The organism is Pseudonocardia sp. Cha107L01 (assembly GCF_052566575.1).
The window spans coordinates 7510339-7523798 of sequence record NZ_CP199579.1; the positions used below are offsets into that span (position 1 = coordinate 7510339).

The 13460-nt window shown below is 72.0% G+C and carries 13 protein-coding genes; all 13 read right to left on the minus strand.

The genetic code is table 11. The annotated features are described in order from the left end of the window. Positions 1–81: 81 nt before the first annotated feature. Entirely contained in the window at positions 82–1521 is a 1440-nt protein-coding gene (gene argG, locus ACTXG6_RS35410; protein ID WP_445183682.1) for an argininosuccinate synthase, read from the minus strand. After that, a complete protein-coding gene (locus ACTXG6_RS35415; protein ID WP_445183683.1) occupies positions 1518–2039 on the minus strand; it encodes an arginine repressor in 522 nt (173 codons plus the stop codon). Before ACTXG6_RS35415 ends, argG begins: the two co-directional genes overlap by 4 nt. 2 nt (positions 2040–2041) lie before the next feature. After that, positions 2042–2986 carry an ornithine carbamoyltransferase gene (argF, locus tag ACTXG6_RS35420; protein WP_445183684.1) on the minus strand — a complete coding sequence of 315 codons (945 nt, stop codon included), beginning with the start codon at positions 2984–2986 and terminating at the stop codon, positions 2042–2044. Then, positions 2979–4199, minus strand: coding sequence for an acetylornithine transaminase (locus tag ACTXG6_RS35425; RefSeq protein ID WP_445183685.1), 1221 nt, complete (start codon positions 4197–4199; stop codon positions 2979–2981). The genes argF and ACTXG6_RS35425 overlap by 8 nt, the downstream gene beginning before the upstream one ends. After that, complete coding sequence (argB, locus tag ACTXG6_RS35430; protein ID WP_445183686.1) at positions 4196–5167, minus strand: acetylglutamate kinase; 972 nt, start codon at positions 5165–5167, stop codon at positions 4196–4198. The genes ACTXG6_RS35425 and argB overlap by 4 nt, the downstream gene beginning before the upstream one ends. Then, entirely contained in the window at positions 5164–6324 is a 1161-nt protein-coding gene (gene argJ / locus ACTXG6_RS35435) for a bifunctional glutamate N-acetyltransferase/amino-acid acetyltransferase ArgJ (protein ID WP_445183687.1), read from the minus strand. Before argJ ends, argB begins: the two co-directional genes overlap by 4 nt. Next, complete coding sequence (gene argC / locus ACTXG6_RS35440) at positions 6321–7346, minus strand: N-acetyl-gamma-glutamyl-phosphate reductase (RefSeq protein WP_445183688.1); 1026 nt, start codon at positions 7344–7346, stop codon at positions 6321–6323. Before argC ends, argJ begins: the two co-directional genes overlap by 4 nt. Positions 7347–7386: 40 nt before the next feature. Beyond that, on the minus strand, positions 7387–9861 hold the full coding sequence (pheT, locus tag ACTXG6_RS35445; protein WP_445183689.1) for a phenylalanine--tRNA ligase subunit beta: 2475 nt from the start codon (positions 9859–9861) through the stop codon (positions 7387–7389). Between the two features lie 50 nt (positions 9862–9911). Further along, entirely contained in the window at positions 9912–11003 is a 1092-nt protein-coding gene (pheS, locus tag ACTXG6_RS35450) for a phenylalanine--tRNA ligase subunit alpha (protein ID WP_445183690.1), read from the minus strand. A gap of 80 nt (positions 11004–11083) precedes the next feature. Then, the gene (locus ACTXG6_RS35455; protein WP_445183691.1) at positions 11084–11992 is read right to left on the minus strand and encodes a TrmH family RNA methyltransferase; all 909 of its coding nucleotides are present in this window, start codon (positions 11990–11992) and stop codon (positions 11084–11086) included. Positions 11993–12007: 15 nt separating this feature from the next. Continuing rightward, entirely contained in the window at positions 12008–12397 is a 390-nt protein-coding gene (gene rplT, locus ACTXG6_RS35460; RefSeq protein ID WP_445183692.1) for a 50S ribosomal protein L20, read from the minus strand. Positions 12398–12479: 82 nt separating this feature from the next. Continuing rightward, a complete protein-coding gene (rpmI, locus tag ACTXG6_RS35465; RefSeq protein WP_445183693.1) occupies positions 12480–12674 on the minus strand; it encodes a 50S ribosomal protein L35 in 195 nt (64 codons plus the stop codon). Positions 12675–12734: 60 nt separating this feature from the next. Then, entirely contained in the window at positions 12735–13286 is a 552-nt protein-coding gene (infC, locus tag ACTXG6_RS35470) for a translation initiation factor IF-3 (RefSeq protein WP_445190186.1), read from the minus strand. Between the last annotated feature and the right edge of the window lie 174 nt (positions 13287–13460).

Below are 13460 nucleotides of genomic sequence, written 5' to 3' on the forward strand. Positions count from 1 at the left end.
GCCTTCTCTCGGTGCCGATGCTCGTTCCGGCAGGCCTTCTCTCGGTGCCGATGCTCGTTCCGGCAGGCCTTCTCTCGGCCATCAGTCGGTACCCGATTCCAGTGCGGCGTCGTCGAGGAAACCGTGATCGTCAGCGCGGACCTCGCCGCCGGCACGGGCCGCCGCGATCCGGTCGAACCCGCCCGCGGGCAGCTCACCGAAGAGCGTGCCGTGCTCCACAAGCACCATCCCCTGATCCTGCGGTTGCCCGGCGTAGGACTCCAGCTTGGCGCGGGAGTCGGCGATGTCCAGGTTGCGCATGGTGAGCTGGCCGATCCGGTCCATGGGCCCGAAGGCGGGGTTCTCGACCCGCTCCATGGAGAGCCGGTCCGGGTGGTAGGAGAAGCCGAGTCCCTGGGTGTCGAGGATCGTGTAGTCGTCACCGCGGCGCAGGCGCAACGTCACGGTGCCGGTCACCAGCGAGGCGATCCACCGCTGGATCGACTCGCGCACCATCAACGCCTGCGGGTCCAGCCACCGCCCCTCGTAGAGCAGCCGGCCGAGCTTGCGCCCCTCGTTGTGGTAGTTGGCGACGGTGTCCTCGTTGTGAATGGCGTTGACCAGCCGCTCGTAGGCGGCGAAGAGGAGCGCCATCCCGGGCGCCTCGTAGATGCCGCGCGACTTGGCCTCGATGATCCGGTTCTCGATCTGGTCGGACATGCCAAGGCCGTGGCGCCCGCCGATCGCGTTGGCCTCCAGCACGAGGTCGACGGGGTCGGCGAACCGCTTGCCGTTGATCGCCACCGGGAGGCCGGCCTCGAAGGTGATGGCGACGTCTTCGGTCGCGATCTCGACTCCAGCGTCCCAGAACTTCACCCCCATGATCGGCTCGACGGTCTCCAGGGACACGTTCAGGTGCTCGAGCGTCTTGGCCTCGTGGGTCGCACCCCAGATGTTGGCGTCGGTCGAGTACGCCTTCTCCGCCGAATCCCGGTACGGCAGCCCGTGCGCGGTGAGCCACCTGCTCATCTCGTCGCGGCCACCCAGCTCGGTGACGAAGTCGGCGTCGAGCCACGGCTTGTAGATCCGCAGATCCGGGTTGGCCAGAAGGCCGTAGCGGTAGAACCGCTCGATGTCGTTGCCCTTGAACGTCGACCCGTCGCCCCAGATGTTCACGTCGTCGGCCTGCATCGCCCGCACCAGCACCGTCCCGGTGACGGCGCGGCCCAGGGGCGTGGTGTTGAAGTACACCCGGCCTCCGGACCGGATGTGGAAGGCACCGCAGGCCAGCGCGGCCAGGCCCTCCTCGACCAGCTGTGGCTTGATATCAACAGCCCGCGCAAGTTCGGCGCCGTACTGCATCGCCCGGGCGGACACACCGGGGATGTCCAGCTCGTCGTACTGCCCCAGGTCGGCGGTGTAGGTGCAGGGGAGCCCGCCCCTGTCGCGCATCCAGGCGACCGCCACGGAGGTGTCGAGGCCACCGGAGAAGGCGATGCCGATGCGCTCGCCCTTGGGAAGGGAGCTCAGGACCTTGCTCACGAGAGGGATGCTCCTTCGTCAGAGTGCGCGCCGGAGCGCGAGTCGCCGAGTGCGGCGATCCGCCGCGCCAGTTCGGGACCGGTGAGCGGCTCGCGGGCCACCACCAGGATCGTGTCATCGCCGGCAATGGTGCCGACGACATCGTGCAGGGCCGCCCGGTCGAGTGCGCTGGCCAGGAACTGCGCCGCCCCGGGCGGGGTGCGCAGCACGGCGAGGTTCCCGCTGGCATCGGCCGACACCAGCAGCTCACCAAGCAGGCGGGCCAGCCGCGAGGTACCTCCGGCGGACGCCCGCATCGGGTGCCCCTCCTCGGGCAGCGCGTAGACCGGCGCCCCGCCGTCCGGGCCGCGCAGCTTCACCGCGCCCAGCTCGTCGAGGTCGCGCGACAGCGTCGCCTGGGTGACCTCGACGCCCTCCGTGGCCAGCAGGGTGGCCAGCTCAGCCTGGCTCCGGATCGCCCGCTGACCGATCAGCTCCACGATCCGGGCCTGCCTGGCCACGCGGGTCGGCACGCTCATGACTACCCCGCTGTGCTTCGTTCAGTGCTCTGCTCGATCAGCCAGCAGAGCAGCGCCTTCTGCGCGTGCAGCCGGTTCTCCGCCTCGTCCCAGGCACCGCTGGCCGGGCCGTCCAGCACCTCGTCGGTGATCTCGTCACCGCGGTGCGCCGGCAGGCAGTGCAGCACGGTGGCGCCGGGGTTGGCGTGCGCCAGCAGGTCGGCGTTGACCTGGTACGGCAGGAACGGCGCGCGGCGGTTCAGCCCGTCCGCCTCCTGTCCCATGGACACCCAGGTGTCGGTGACCACAACGTCCGCGCCGGCCACCGCGGCCAGCGGGTCGGTGGTCACCAGGACGCTGCCGCCGGTCTCCTCGGCCCGCTTGGCGGCGTCTCGGAGCACGTCGGGGTCCGGTTCGAACCCGGCCGGCGCGGCCACCCGCACGTGCAGCCCGGCGGTCACCCCGCCCAGCAGCAGCGAGTGCGCCATGTTGTTCGCGCCGTCGCCGAGGAACACCAGGGTCAACCCGGCGAGGCGGCCGTGCCGCTCCCGGATGGTCTGCAGGTCGGCGAGCACCTGGCAGGGGTGGAACTGGTCGGTCAGCGCGTTGACCACCGGGACCGACGCGGCCGCCGCCATCTCCTCGACGCGGTCCTGGCCGGTGGTCCGCCAGACGATCGCGTCCACGAACCGGGACAGTATCCGCGCGGTGTCCGAGATGGTCTCGCCGCGGCCCATCTGGCTGCTGCCCGCGTCGATGATCAGTGGGTGGCCGCCGAGCTGTGCGATGCCGACCTCGAAGGACACCCTGGTGCGGGTGGAGCTCTTGTCGAAAACGACCGCGATCGGCCGGGGGCCGGCGAGCGGGCGGTGCGCGTAGCGGTCCCGCTTGAGCTGGTCGGCGAGGTCGAGGACCACGCGCTGCTCGTCGGGGCTCAGGTCGTCGTCACGCAGCAGGTGCCTAGGCATTGCCGGCCTCCGCATGTGCCGCCGCGGCCGCATCCAGGATGCCGGGCAGCGCGGTGAGGAACTCGGTGGCGTGCTCGTGGCTGAAGATGAGCGGCGGCACCAGCCGAACCCGGCCCGGCACTGCGTTGTTCACCAGGATCCCGGCGTCCCGCGCGGCGGTGGCCACCGCGGTCGAGGCCGGCGCGGTGAGCCCGATGCCGATCAGCAGGCCGGCCCCGGCCACGGAGCTGACCAGTGGGTGGCTCAGCGCGTCCACCCCGGCGGTGATCTCCTTGCCCACCCGGTCGACCTGGGCGAGCAGCCCGTCGGACTCGATCGTGCGCAGCACCGCGAGCGCCGCGGCCGCACACACCGGATTGCCGCCGAAGGTGGTGCCGTGGTGCCCGGGCTCGAGCAGCTCGGCGGCCGCCCCGATGCCGATGCAGGCGCCGATCGGCATCCCGCCGGCCAGCCCCTTGGCCAGCGTGACCACGTCCGGGGTGACGCCGACGGCCTGGTGGGCGAACCAGTAGCCGGTCCGCCCGATGCCGGTCTGCACCTCGTCCAGGATCAGCAGCGCGCCGTGCCGGGTGGTGATCTCCCTGGCTGCCTGCAGGTAGCCCTCCGGCGGGATGATCACGCCGGCCTCGCCGAGGATCGGCTCCAGTACAACGGCGGCGGTGTCGCCGTCCACCGCGGCGACCAGTGCCTCGACGTCGCCGAACGGCACGTGGCTGACCTCGGCCGGCAGCGGCGCGAACGGGGCCCGTTTCGGCTCCTGGCCGGTCAGCGCGAGCGCGCCCATGGTGCGGCCGTGGAATGCGTTCTGGGCGGCCACCAGCTTGGTGCGGCCGGTCCGCCGGGACATCTTGAACGCCGCCTCGAGGGCCTCCGCGCCGGAGTTGCAGAACAGCGCGCGGGCACCCTGGGGTGCCACCCCGAGCAGGTCGATCAGCCGCTCGGCCAGCTCGATGGGCTGCTCGACCAGGTAGAGGTTGGACACGTGGCCCAGGGTGGAGATCTGCCTGGTGACCGCCTCGACGATGGCCGGGTGGGCGTGGCCGAGCGAGTTCACCGCGATGCCGGCCACCAGGTCCAGGTAGCGGTTGCCGTCGGCGTCCCACACCTCGGCGCCACTGCCGCGCACCAGGGCCAGCGGCGGGGTGCCGTAGTTGTTCATCATCGCGCCCTGCCACCGGGCGGTCAGGCCACCCTGACCCGTTGCACCGGTCATGACGGCACCACCATCGTTCCCACTCCTTCGCTCGTGAAGACCTCCAGCAGCACCGAGTGCGCCAGCCGGCCATCGATCACGTGTGCCTGGGGGACGCCGCCGCGCACCGCACGCAGGCAGGCCTCCATCTTCGGTGCCATGCCGGACGCGAGGGACGGCAGCATCGGCGCCAGCTGGTCGGCGGCCAACACGCTGATCAGCGAGTCCGGGTCCGGATAGTTCGCGTACAGGCCCTCCACGTCGGTCAGCACGACCAGCTTGGCCGCGCCTAGCGCCTCCGCGAGAGCGGCGGCCGCGCTGTCCGCGTTGATGTTGTAGACGGTGCCCTCGAGGTCCGGCGCCACGCCGGCCACCACCGGGATCCGGCCGGCCGCCACGATGTCCAGCACGGCCGCCGGGTTGACCGCGACCACGTCGCCGACCAGCCCGATGTCCACCGCCTCGCCGTCGACCAGCGCGGTGCGCTTCTCGGCGGTGAACAGCCCGGCGTCCTCCCCGGACATGCCGACCGCGTACGGGCCGTGCGCGTTGATCAGCCCGACCAGCTCCCGGCCGACCTGCCCGACCAGCACCATCCGCACCACGTCGATGGTCTCCGGCGTGGTCACCCGCAGGCCGCCGCGGAACTCGGCCGGCAGGTTCAGCCGCTTCAGCATGGCGGTGATCTGCGGGCCGCCGCCGTGCACCACCACCGGGTGGATGCCGGCCAGCCGCAGGAACACCATGTCCTGCGCGAACGCCGCCTTCAGCTCGTCGTCGATCATGGCGTTGCCGCCGTACTTGATCACCACGATCTTGCCGTGGAAGGTCTGCAGCCAGGGCAGCGCCTCGGCCAGCACCCCGGCTTTCTCGCCGGCGTTCGCCAGCCGCTCCCTGGCGCTGCGCGCCGAGCCCGGAGCCGCCGAACTGATCCCGCTGCCCAGAGTCACTGTGCCCGGAGTCGCCGCGTTGATCCCGGTGCCGGTCATGACGGGTACGCGCTGTTCTCTTCGACGTAGCGGGGCGAGAGGTCGGTGGTGCGGATCTGCGCGGCGGCGGCCCCCACGTGCAGGTCGACCTCCACCAGGATGTCCCGACCGGACAGGTCGGCGGCATGCCGGTCGCCGGCCGCCGCGCCGTCCCGGCAGAGCGTCACCCCGTTCATCGCGATCTCCAATCGGTGCGGGTCGATGGTGGCGTTCGCGTTCCCGACGGCCATCGCGACGCGTCCCCAGTTCGGGTCGGAGCCGAAGAACGCCGTCTTCACCAGGCTGTCCCTGGCCACGCGCCGGGCCACCGCGAGCGCCTCCCGCTCCGTCGCCGCGCCGCGCACCGCAACGGTGACGTGCTTGGTGGCGCCCTCGGCGTCGGCCTGCAGCTGGTCGACGAGCGTGGTGCAGAACCCCGTGAGCGCGTCGGTCAGCTCCTCGGCACCCACCTTCACCCCGGAGGCGCCGTTCGCCATCAGCAGCACGGTGTCGTTGGTCGAGGTGCCGCCGTCGAAGTCCAACCGCTCGAAGGTCCGCGACGAGGCGGCCCGCAGCGCCCGGTCCAGCTCCGCCGGTTCGACCGAGGCGTCCGTGCTGAGTACCGCGAGCAGGGTGGCCATCGCCGGTGCGACCATGCCGGCGCCCTTGGCGAAGCCGCCGATCCGCCAACCGTCGTCGTCCCGGTACACCCCCTGCTTCGGGCGGGTGTCGGTGGTCAGCACGGCGGTGGCCGCCTCGGTGGCGGACTGGCCGGTGTCGGCCAGCTTCGCCGCGACGGCCGCGACCCCGGCCAGCACCACGTCCCGGGGCAGCTGGGAACCGATCAGTCCGGTCGAGCAGACGGCGATCTCCGCCGCTCCGCACTCCAGCACCTCGGCGGCCTTCTCGGCGGTGGCATGGGTGGTCTGGAACCCCGGTGAGCCCGTGCACGCGTTGGCCCCGCCGGAGTTGAGCACCACCGCGCGCAGCCGCCCGGTGGTCAGCACCTGGCGCGACCACAGCACCGGCGCGGCCTGGATCTTGTTGGTGGTGAACACCCCGGCGGCGTGCAGCTGCGGGCCGTCGTTCACCACCATCGCCATGTCCAATGCCCCGGTGGTCTTGATCCCGGCGGCGATACCGGCCGCGCGGAAGCCGGAGGGAGCCGTCACGGTCACGGAGCGACGCCGGTGAGCGGCAGGCCGGTGACCTCGGGCAGGCCGAGCGCGAGGTTCATGCACTGCACCGCGGCGCCGGCGGTGCCCTTGGTGAGGTTGTCGATCGCGGCGACCACGACGACCTTGCCGGCGTCGGGGTCCACGGTCAGCTGCAGCAGGGCGGTGTTCGCACCCAGCGTCATCGCGGTGCTCGGCCAGCTGCCCTCCGGCATCAGGTGGACGAACGGCTCGCTGTCGTAGGCCTTGCGGTAGACGTCGAGCAGCTCGGCCGTGCTGGCGGACGTGTTCGCAGTGCAGGTGGCCAGGATGCCCCTCGGCATCGGAGCCAGCACAGGGGTGAAGCTGACCGTCACCGGCCGGTCGGCGGCGGCGGACAGGTTCTGGATCAGCTCGGGGGTGTGCCGGTGCGCGCCGCCGACGCCGTAGGCGCTGACCGACCCCATCACCTCGGAGCCGATCAGGTGCGGCTTGGCGGACTTGCCGGCGCCGCTGGTGCCGGAGACCGCCGTGACGACGACATCGGGCTCGATCAGCCCGGCGGCCAGCGCGGGCGCCAGCGCCAGGCTGGCCACCGTCGGGTAGCAGCCGGGTACCGCGACCCGGCTGGCGCCGACCAGCTTCTCCCGCTGGCCGGGCAGCTCGGGCAACCCGTAGGGCCAGTGACCGGCGTGTTCGCCGCCGTACCAGCGGTCCCAGGCGCCGGCGTCGTGCAGCCGGTGGTCGGCGCCGCAGTCGATCACCACGGTGTCCGGCCCCAGCTGGGCGGCCAGCGCCGCCGAGTGCCCGTGCGGCAGCGCGAGGAACACCACGTCATGCCCCACCAGGGTGGCCGGGTCGGTGTCGACGAGCGTCCGGTCGACCAGTGGGAGAAGATGCGGTTGGTGCTCGCCGAGGCGGCTGCCGGCGTTGCCACCGGCGGTCAGCGCGCCGATCTCCACATCCGGGTGCGCGAGCAGCAGCCGCAGCAGCTCGCCCCCCGCATAACCACTAGCGCCGGCCACCGCAATCCGAACCATACGCATGACTATGCATCAATCTGCAGATCTATGCAACCGGGTTCGGTCAGCCGCGGACCACCGCGCCGTAGCGCTCCGCCGCCACCGCCACCGCCGCGTCCCGAGCCGCCGTGGCCTCTTCCCTGGTCAGGGTCCGGTCCGCCGCGCGCAGCCGCATGCTGAACGCCAGCGACCGCTTGCCCTCGCCGACCTGGTCGCCCTCGTAGACGTCGAACAGCGCCAGGTACTCCAGCAGCTCGCCGGCGCCCTCGCGCAGCGCGTCCGCCACCGGGGCGGCCGGCTGGTCCTCGTCCACCACGAGCGCAACGTCGAGCAGCACCGGCGGGAACGGGGAGATCGACGGTGCCGGTCGCCGCTCGGTCAGCGGCAGCAGGTCGAGCGCGAGCTCCAGCACGCAGGTCCTCGGCGGCAGCCCGAGCGCCTCGACGACCTTCGGGTGCAGCTCACCGGCGTAACCCACCGGCGAGTCGCCCAACCGCAGCTGGGCGCAGCGGCCCGGGTGCCACGGCGCCATGTCGGCGGCCACCACGGTCAGCTCGACACCGGCGGCCTCGGCCACCGTGTGCGCGGCCTGCACCGCATCGGCCCAGTTCGCCGGCCGTCCCGGACCCCACCAGCCCGGCCGCTCGCGGTGCCCGGCCAGCGCCACCGCGACGTGCACCGGCTGCGCCGGCAACGCGTCGACCAGCGCCCGGATCTGCTCGTCGGACGGGCGGTGGTCGACCGGCAGCTCCGGCATCGGCGCCGGCTCGTCGAGCGGCAACACCACCTGCCCGATGTGGAACAGCGCCACGTCGGTCATGCCCCTGGCCACGTTGCGCACCAGCGCGTCGAGCAGCCCGGGCAACAGCGTGGTGGCCAGCTCCGGGCGGTCGCTGTCGATGGGGTTGACGACCCGCAGGGTGCGCCGCCGCACGTCGTCGGCCGGACAGCCGAAACTGTCGAACACCGCGCCGGAGATGAACGGGAACGGCTCCACCTCGATGTAGCCGCTCTCGGCGAGAGACCGGGAGACCGCCCGGCGGCGGCGCTGGGCGGGGGTGAGACCACGCCCGGCCGGCGCCGAGGGCAGCACGGACGGGATCGTCTCCAACCCCTCCAGCCGCAGCACCTCCTCGACCAGGTCCGCGGGGGCCGCCAGGTCTGGGCGCCAGCTCGGCGGCGTGGCCACGATCTCCGTCCTGCCCCCCTCGGCCCGCAGCTCCACGGTGCAGCCGATCTGGACCAGCCGCCGCGCGGTCACGCCGCGCTCGTAGCGCACCCCGGCGACGCGGTCCGGCAGCTCCAGCGGCATCGCGACCGGCGCGAGCGTCGGCGGTTCCCCGACGTCGGTGCGCCCGTCGCCGATGGTGCCGCCGCCGTACTGGACCAGCAGCGCGGCGGCCCGCTCCGCCGCGGCGGCCGCCAGCGCGGGGTCGACAGCGCGCTCGAAGCGGCGGGAGGCCTCGCTGGGCAGCTTGTGCCGACGGGCCGCCCTGGCGATCACCGCCGGCTCGAAGTTGGCCGCCTCCAGCAGCACGTCATGGGTGCCGTCGGAGATCTCGGTGGCCGCGCCGCCCATCACCCCGGCCAGCCCGATCGGCCCGCTCCCGTCGGTGATCAGCAGGTCGTCCGGGTCCAGCTCGCGCGCGGAGCCGTCCAGCGTAGTGAGCTTCTCCCCCACGGTCGCCCTGCGCACCACGATCGGGCCGCTGAGGGTGGATGTGTCGTAGGCGTGCAGCGGCTGGCCGAGCTCCATCATCACGTAGTTCGTGACGTCGACGGCGAGGGAGATCGGCCGCAGACCGGCGGCCAGCAACCGGCGGCGCATCCACCACGGGCTGGGCGCGTGCGGGTCGACCCCGGTCACCCGGCGGGCCACGAAGCGGCGGCAGCCGGTCGCGTCCTCGATCCGGACCGGCCACGCCTCGGCGTCGGCGGGGGGCACCTCGACCCTGGCCGGGTCGGCGAAGTGCACGTCCAGCGAGCAGGCCAGCTCGCGGGCCAGACCGCGCACGGAGAAGCAGTAGCCCCGGTCCGGGGTGACCGCCAGCTCGATCACCGGGTCGCCGAGCCCGAGGACCGGGACCGCGTCGTCGCCGGGCGCGCCGGCGTCCGGCGGGAGCACCAGGATCCCGGCGTGCTCGGTGCCCAGCCCGAGCTCGCGCACCGAGCAGATCATCCCGTCGGACACGTGCCCGTAGGTCTTGCGCGCCGAGATGGCGAAATCGCCGGGCAGCACGGCGCCGGGCAGCGCCACCGCCACCAGGTCGCCCTCGGCGAAGTTGGTGGCGCCGCAGATGATGCCGCGCGGGGCGTCCTCGCCGACCTCGACCTGGCAGTACCGGATCGGCTTCTTCAGCCCGCTGAGCTCCTCGATCGAGCGCACCCGGCCGATCCGCAGTGGTCCGGTCACCTCGGGCGGCTGGTGGACCTCCTCGACCTCGAGGCCAACCCGTACGAACGCCTCGGCGATCTCCGCCGCGGTACTGCCGTCGGGCAGCTCGACCTGGTCGGCCAGCCACGACACCGAAACACGCACGTGCTCGCTCCTCGCAAGATTTTCAGGCTCGGGTTCCGCTGGGCACAGGTTCAGCCGTCGATGCCGAACGCGCTGGTGAAGCGGACGTCACCCTCGGTCAGGTCGCGCATGTCGGGCAGCCCGTTGCGGAACTGCAGGGTGCGTTCCAGGCCCATGCCGAACGCGAAACCGCTGTACCGCTCGGTGTCCACCCCGCAGGCGCGCAGCACGTTCGGGTTGACCATGCCGCAGCCACCCCACTCCACCCAGCCGGCGCCGCCCTTCTTCTCCGGGAACCAGACGTCCACCTCGGCGGACGGCTCGGTGAACGGGAAGTAGGACGGCCTCAGCCGGGTCCGTGAGGTGGGCCCGAACATCGACCTGGCGAACGCGTCCAGGGTGCCCTTGAGGTGCGCCATCGTGATGCCCTCGTCGACCGCGAGGCCCTCGACCTGGTGGAACACCGGGGTGTGGGTGGCGTCCAGCTCGTCGGTGCGGAAGGTGCGCCCCGGGCACACCACGTAGACCGGCAGCGGACGCTCCAGCAGCGCCCGGATCTGCACCGGCGAGGTGTGTGTCCGCAGCACCAGTGCCTCGTCGGCCGCGTGGTCGGTCCGCTCGCCAGGGCGCGCCACGTAGAAGGTGTCCTGCATGGCGCGTGCCGGGTGGTCCTTGCCGAAGTTGAGCGCGTCGAAGTTGAACCAGCCGGCCTCGACCTCGGGCCCCTCGGCGACCTCCCAGCCCATGCCGACGAACACGTCGGCGATCCGCTCGGAGATCTGGGTGATCGGGTGCCGGGCGCCGCTGGGCACCCGGTCCCAGGGCAGCGTGACGTCGACCCGCTCCTCGAGCAGCACCCTGGTGTCCCGCTCGGCGGTCAGCTCGGCGCGGCGGGTGTCGAACGCGGCCTGCACCGCGAGCCGGGCCTCGTTGACCCGCTTGCCCGCCTCCGCCTTGGCCTGCGGGGGCAGCGCGCCGATCTCCCGGCGGGCGGACAACACCGGAGACCGGTCCCCCAGGTGTGCGGACCGGGCAGTGGCCAGTGCGGCCAGGTCGGTGGCCCCGGAGAAGGCCCGCTCGGCATCCTGGACGGCACTGTGCAGCGCGTCTGGATCCAGCACGGCGACCTGCTTCGGGTCGTAGTTGTCGTTCACACCGGACATCGGAACGAGCCGCGCTCTCTTCGGTGAAGTGGATGGGACGAGCCGACGCCGCTGGTCAGTGCTCGATCAATCGTGCGCAATCAGTGCGCGGCGTCCGCCGAAATCGTAGCTGCCCGCTGTGCCCGGGCTGTCGCATATACACAGACCGACGCGGCGGTGGCCAGATTGAGGCTCTCCGCCCGGCCGTAGATCGGTACCCGGACCCTGGCGTCGGCCGCCCGGGCCACCTCCGCCGGCAACCCGTGCGCCTCGCTGCCGAACAGCCAGCCGCACGGTCCGGCCACGGTGTCGGCCGCGGCCGCCTCGAACAGGTCCCACTCGCCGTCAGCCGTCGCCGCGAGCAGCCGGACGCCGGCCTCGCGGCACCCGGTCAGCACCGCGGCCACGTCCCGCTCGGTGGCCACCGGCAGGTGGAACACGCTGCCCACCGAGCCGCGCACGCACTTGCCGTTGTGCGGGTCGACGGAGTCGCCGGCGAGCACCACCGCGTCCGCGCCGGCCGCGTCGGCCACCCGGATCACGGTGCCCGCGTTGCCCGGGTCGGACGCACCGACCAGGACCACGACCAGCCGCGGCGCCCCGGCCAGTGCGTCCGCCAGCGATACGTCGATCCGGCCGCATACCGCGAGCAGCCCCTGCGGGGTGACCGTCTCGGACAGCGTCTCGGCGGCCCGCTCGGTGATCACCGACACGGGCACCCCGATGGCCGCCGCGGCGGCGAGCAGCTCGGCGTTGCGCTCGGCGGCCACCTCCGTGGTGAACACCTCGTACACCCGGGCCGGGCGGTGCGCCCCAATCGACTCTCGGGTCGGCTCACCGGTCGAGTCGCGGGTCCGCTCACCGGCCGCGGAAGCAACCGCGGCCCCGACCGCCTGGGCTCCCTCGGCGAGGAACCGGCCGGCCCGCTCCCGCCCCGCCCGGCGGAGCAGCTTGCGGGCCGCCGCCACCCGGGGCGTGCGCTCGGTGCAGACCTGACTGCCATCCGACATCGGTACGGCGATCGGTCAGGCCGCTGAGTCGTCCTTGGCCGCCGCCTGCGCCGGCACGTTCGCCTTGGCGATCTCGACCAGCGCGGTGAACGCGGCCGGGTCGCTGACCGCGAGCTCGGCCAGGATCTTGCGGTCGACCTCCACCTCGGCAAGGCGCAGGCCCTGGATGAAGCGGTTGTAGGTCATCCCGTTCGCGCGGGCGGCGGCGTTGATCCGGGTGATCCACAGCTGCCGGAAGTCACCCTTGCGGGCGCGGCGGTCCCGGTAGGCGTAGGTCAGCGAGTGGAGCATCTGCTCCTTGGCCTTGCGGTACAGCCGCGACCGCTGGCCCCGGTAGCCACTGGCCAACTCCAGGGTCGTGCGGCGCTTCTTCTGGGCGTTGACCGCCCGCTTTACGCGTGCCACTTCTTCATCCTCATTCGGTCATGGGGCGGATCGTGCCGCCGGCCTCGGTCAGGTCAGTGTGGTGAGCGCCACGAGGGCGAGCTCAGATGCCGAGCATCTTGCGGACACGCTTCGCGTCGGACGGTGCCACGCTGGTGGTGCCGGCAAGACGACGGGTGTGCTCGCTGGACTTGACCTCGAGCCGGTGCCGCATACCGGCCTTCTGCCGCAGCAGCTTGCCGGTGCTGGTGACCTTGATCCGCTTCTTGGTGCCGCTGTGGGTCTTGTTCTTGGGCATGGGAAATCCTTCGTCGCTCAGTAGAGGTGACCGAATGCGGCGGGTCGCCGGCCGGCTAGCTCAGGACTCGCTGGCCGCAGTCGCCGGCTTGACCTTCGCCTTGTTCTTGTGCGGCGCAATCACCATCGTCATGTTGCGGCCGTCCTGCTTCGGTGCGGCCTCTACGATGCCAAGGTCGCTGATGTCCTCGGCGAGTCGCTGCAGCAGGCGGAATCCCAGCTCCGGTCGGGACTGCTCCCGGCCCCGGAACATGATCGTCACCTTGACCTTGTTGCCGTGTTCGAGGAAGCGCCGCACGTGGCCCTTCTTCGTCTCGTAGTCATGGGTGTCGATCTTCGGGCGGAGCTTCTGCTCCTTGATGACGGTGAGCTGCTGGTTGCGGCGGGACTCGCGGGCCTTCTGCGCACTCTCGTACTTGAACTTGCCGTAGTCCATGAGCTTGCAGACCGGTGGCCGCGCCTGGGCGGCGACCTCAACCAGGTCAAGGTCTGCTTCCCGCGCGAGCCGCAGGGCATCTTCGATGCGCACGATGCCGACCTGCTCACCGTTGGGTCCGACCAAGCGAACCTCGGGGACGCGGATGCGGTCGTTAATGCGCGTCTCTGTGCTGATGGGGTCTCCTCTGTCTCGGGGTCATGCGTCACGCTCAACGTCCTGAATCAAACGCCGACGACCTCGAGTGGATTCCCTGAACCACGACGAAAGGCCTCGTCGCCAAGTGGCGTCGAGGCCCGCCGACCGATCGGCGTACGCCGGGAGGCATACGCACCACCGCCACTGTTGCCA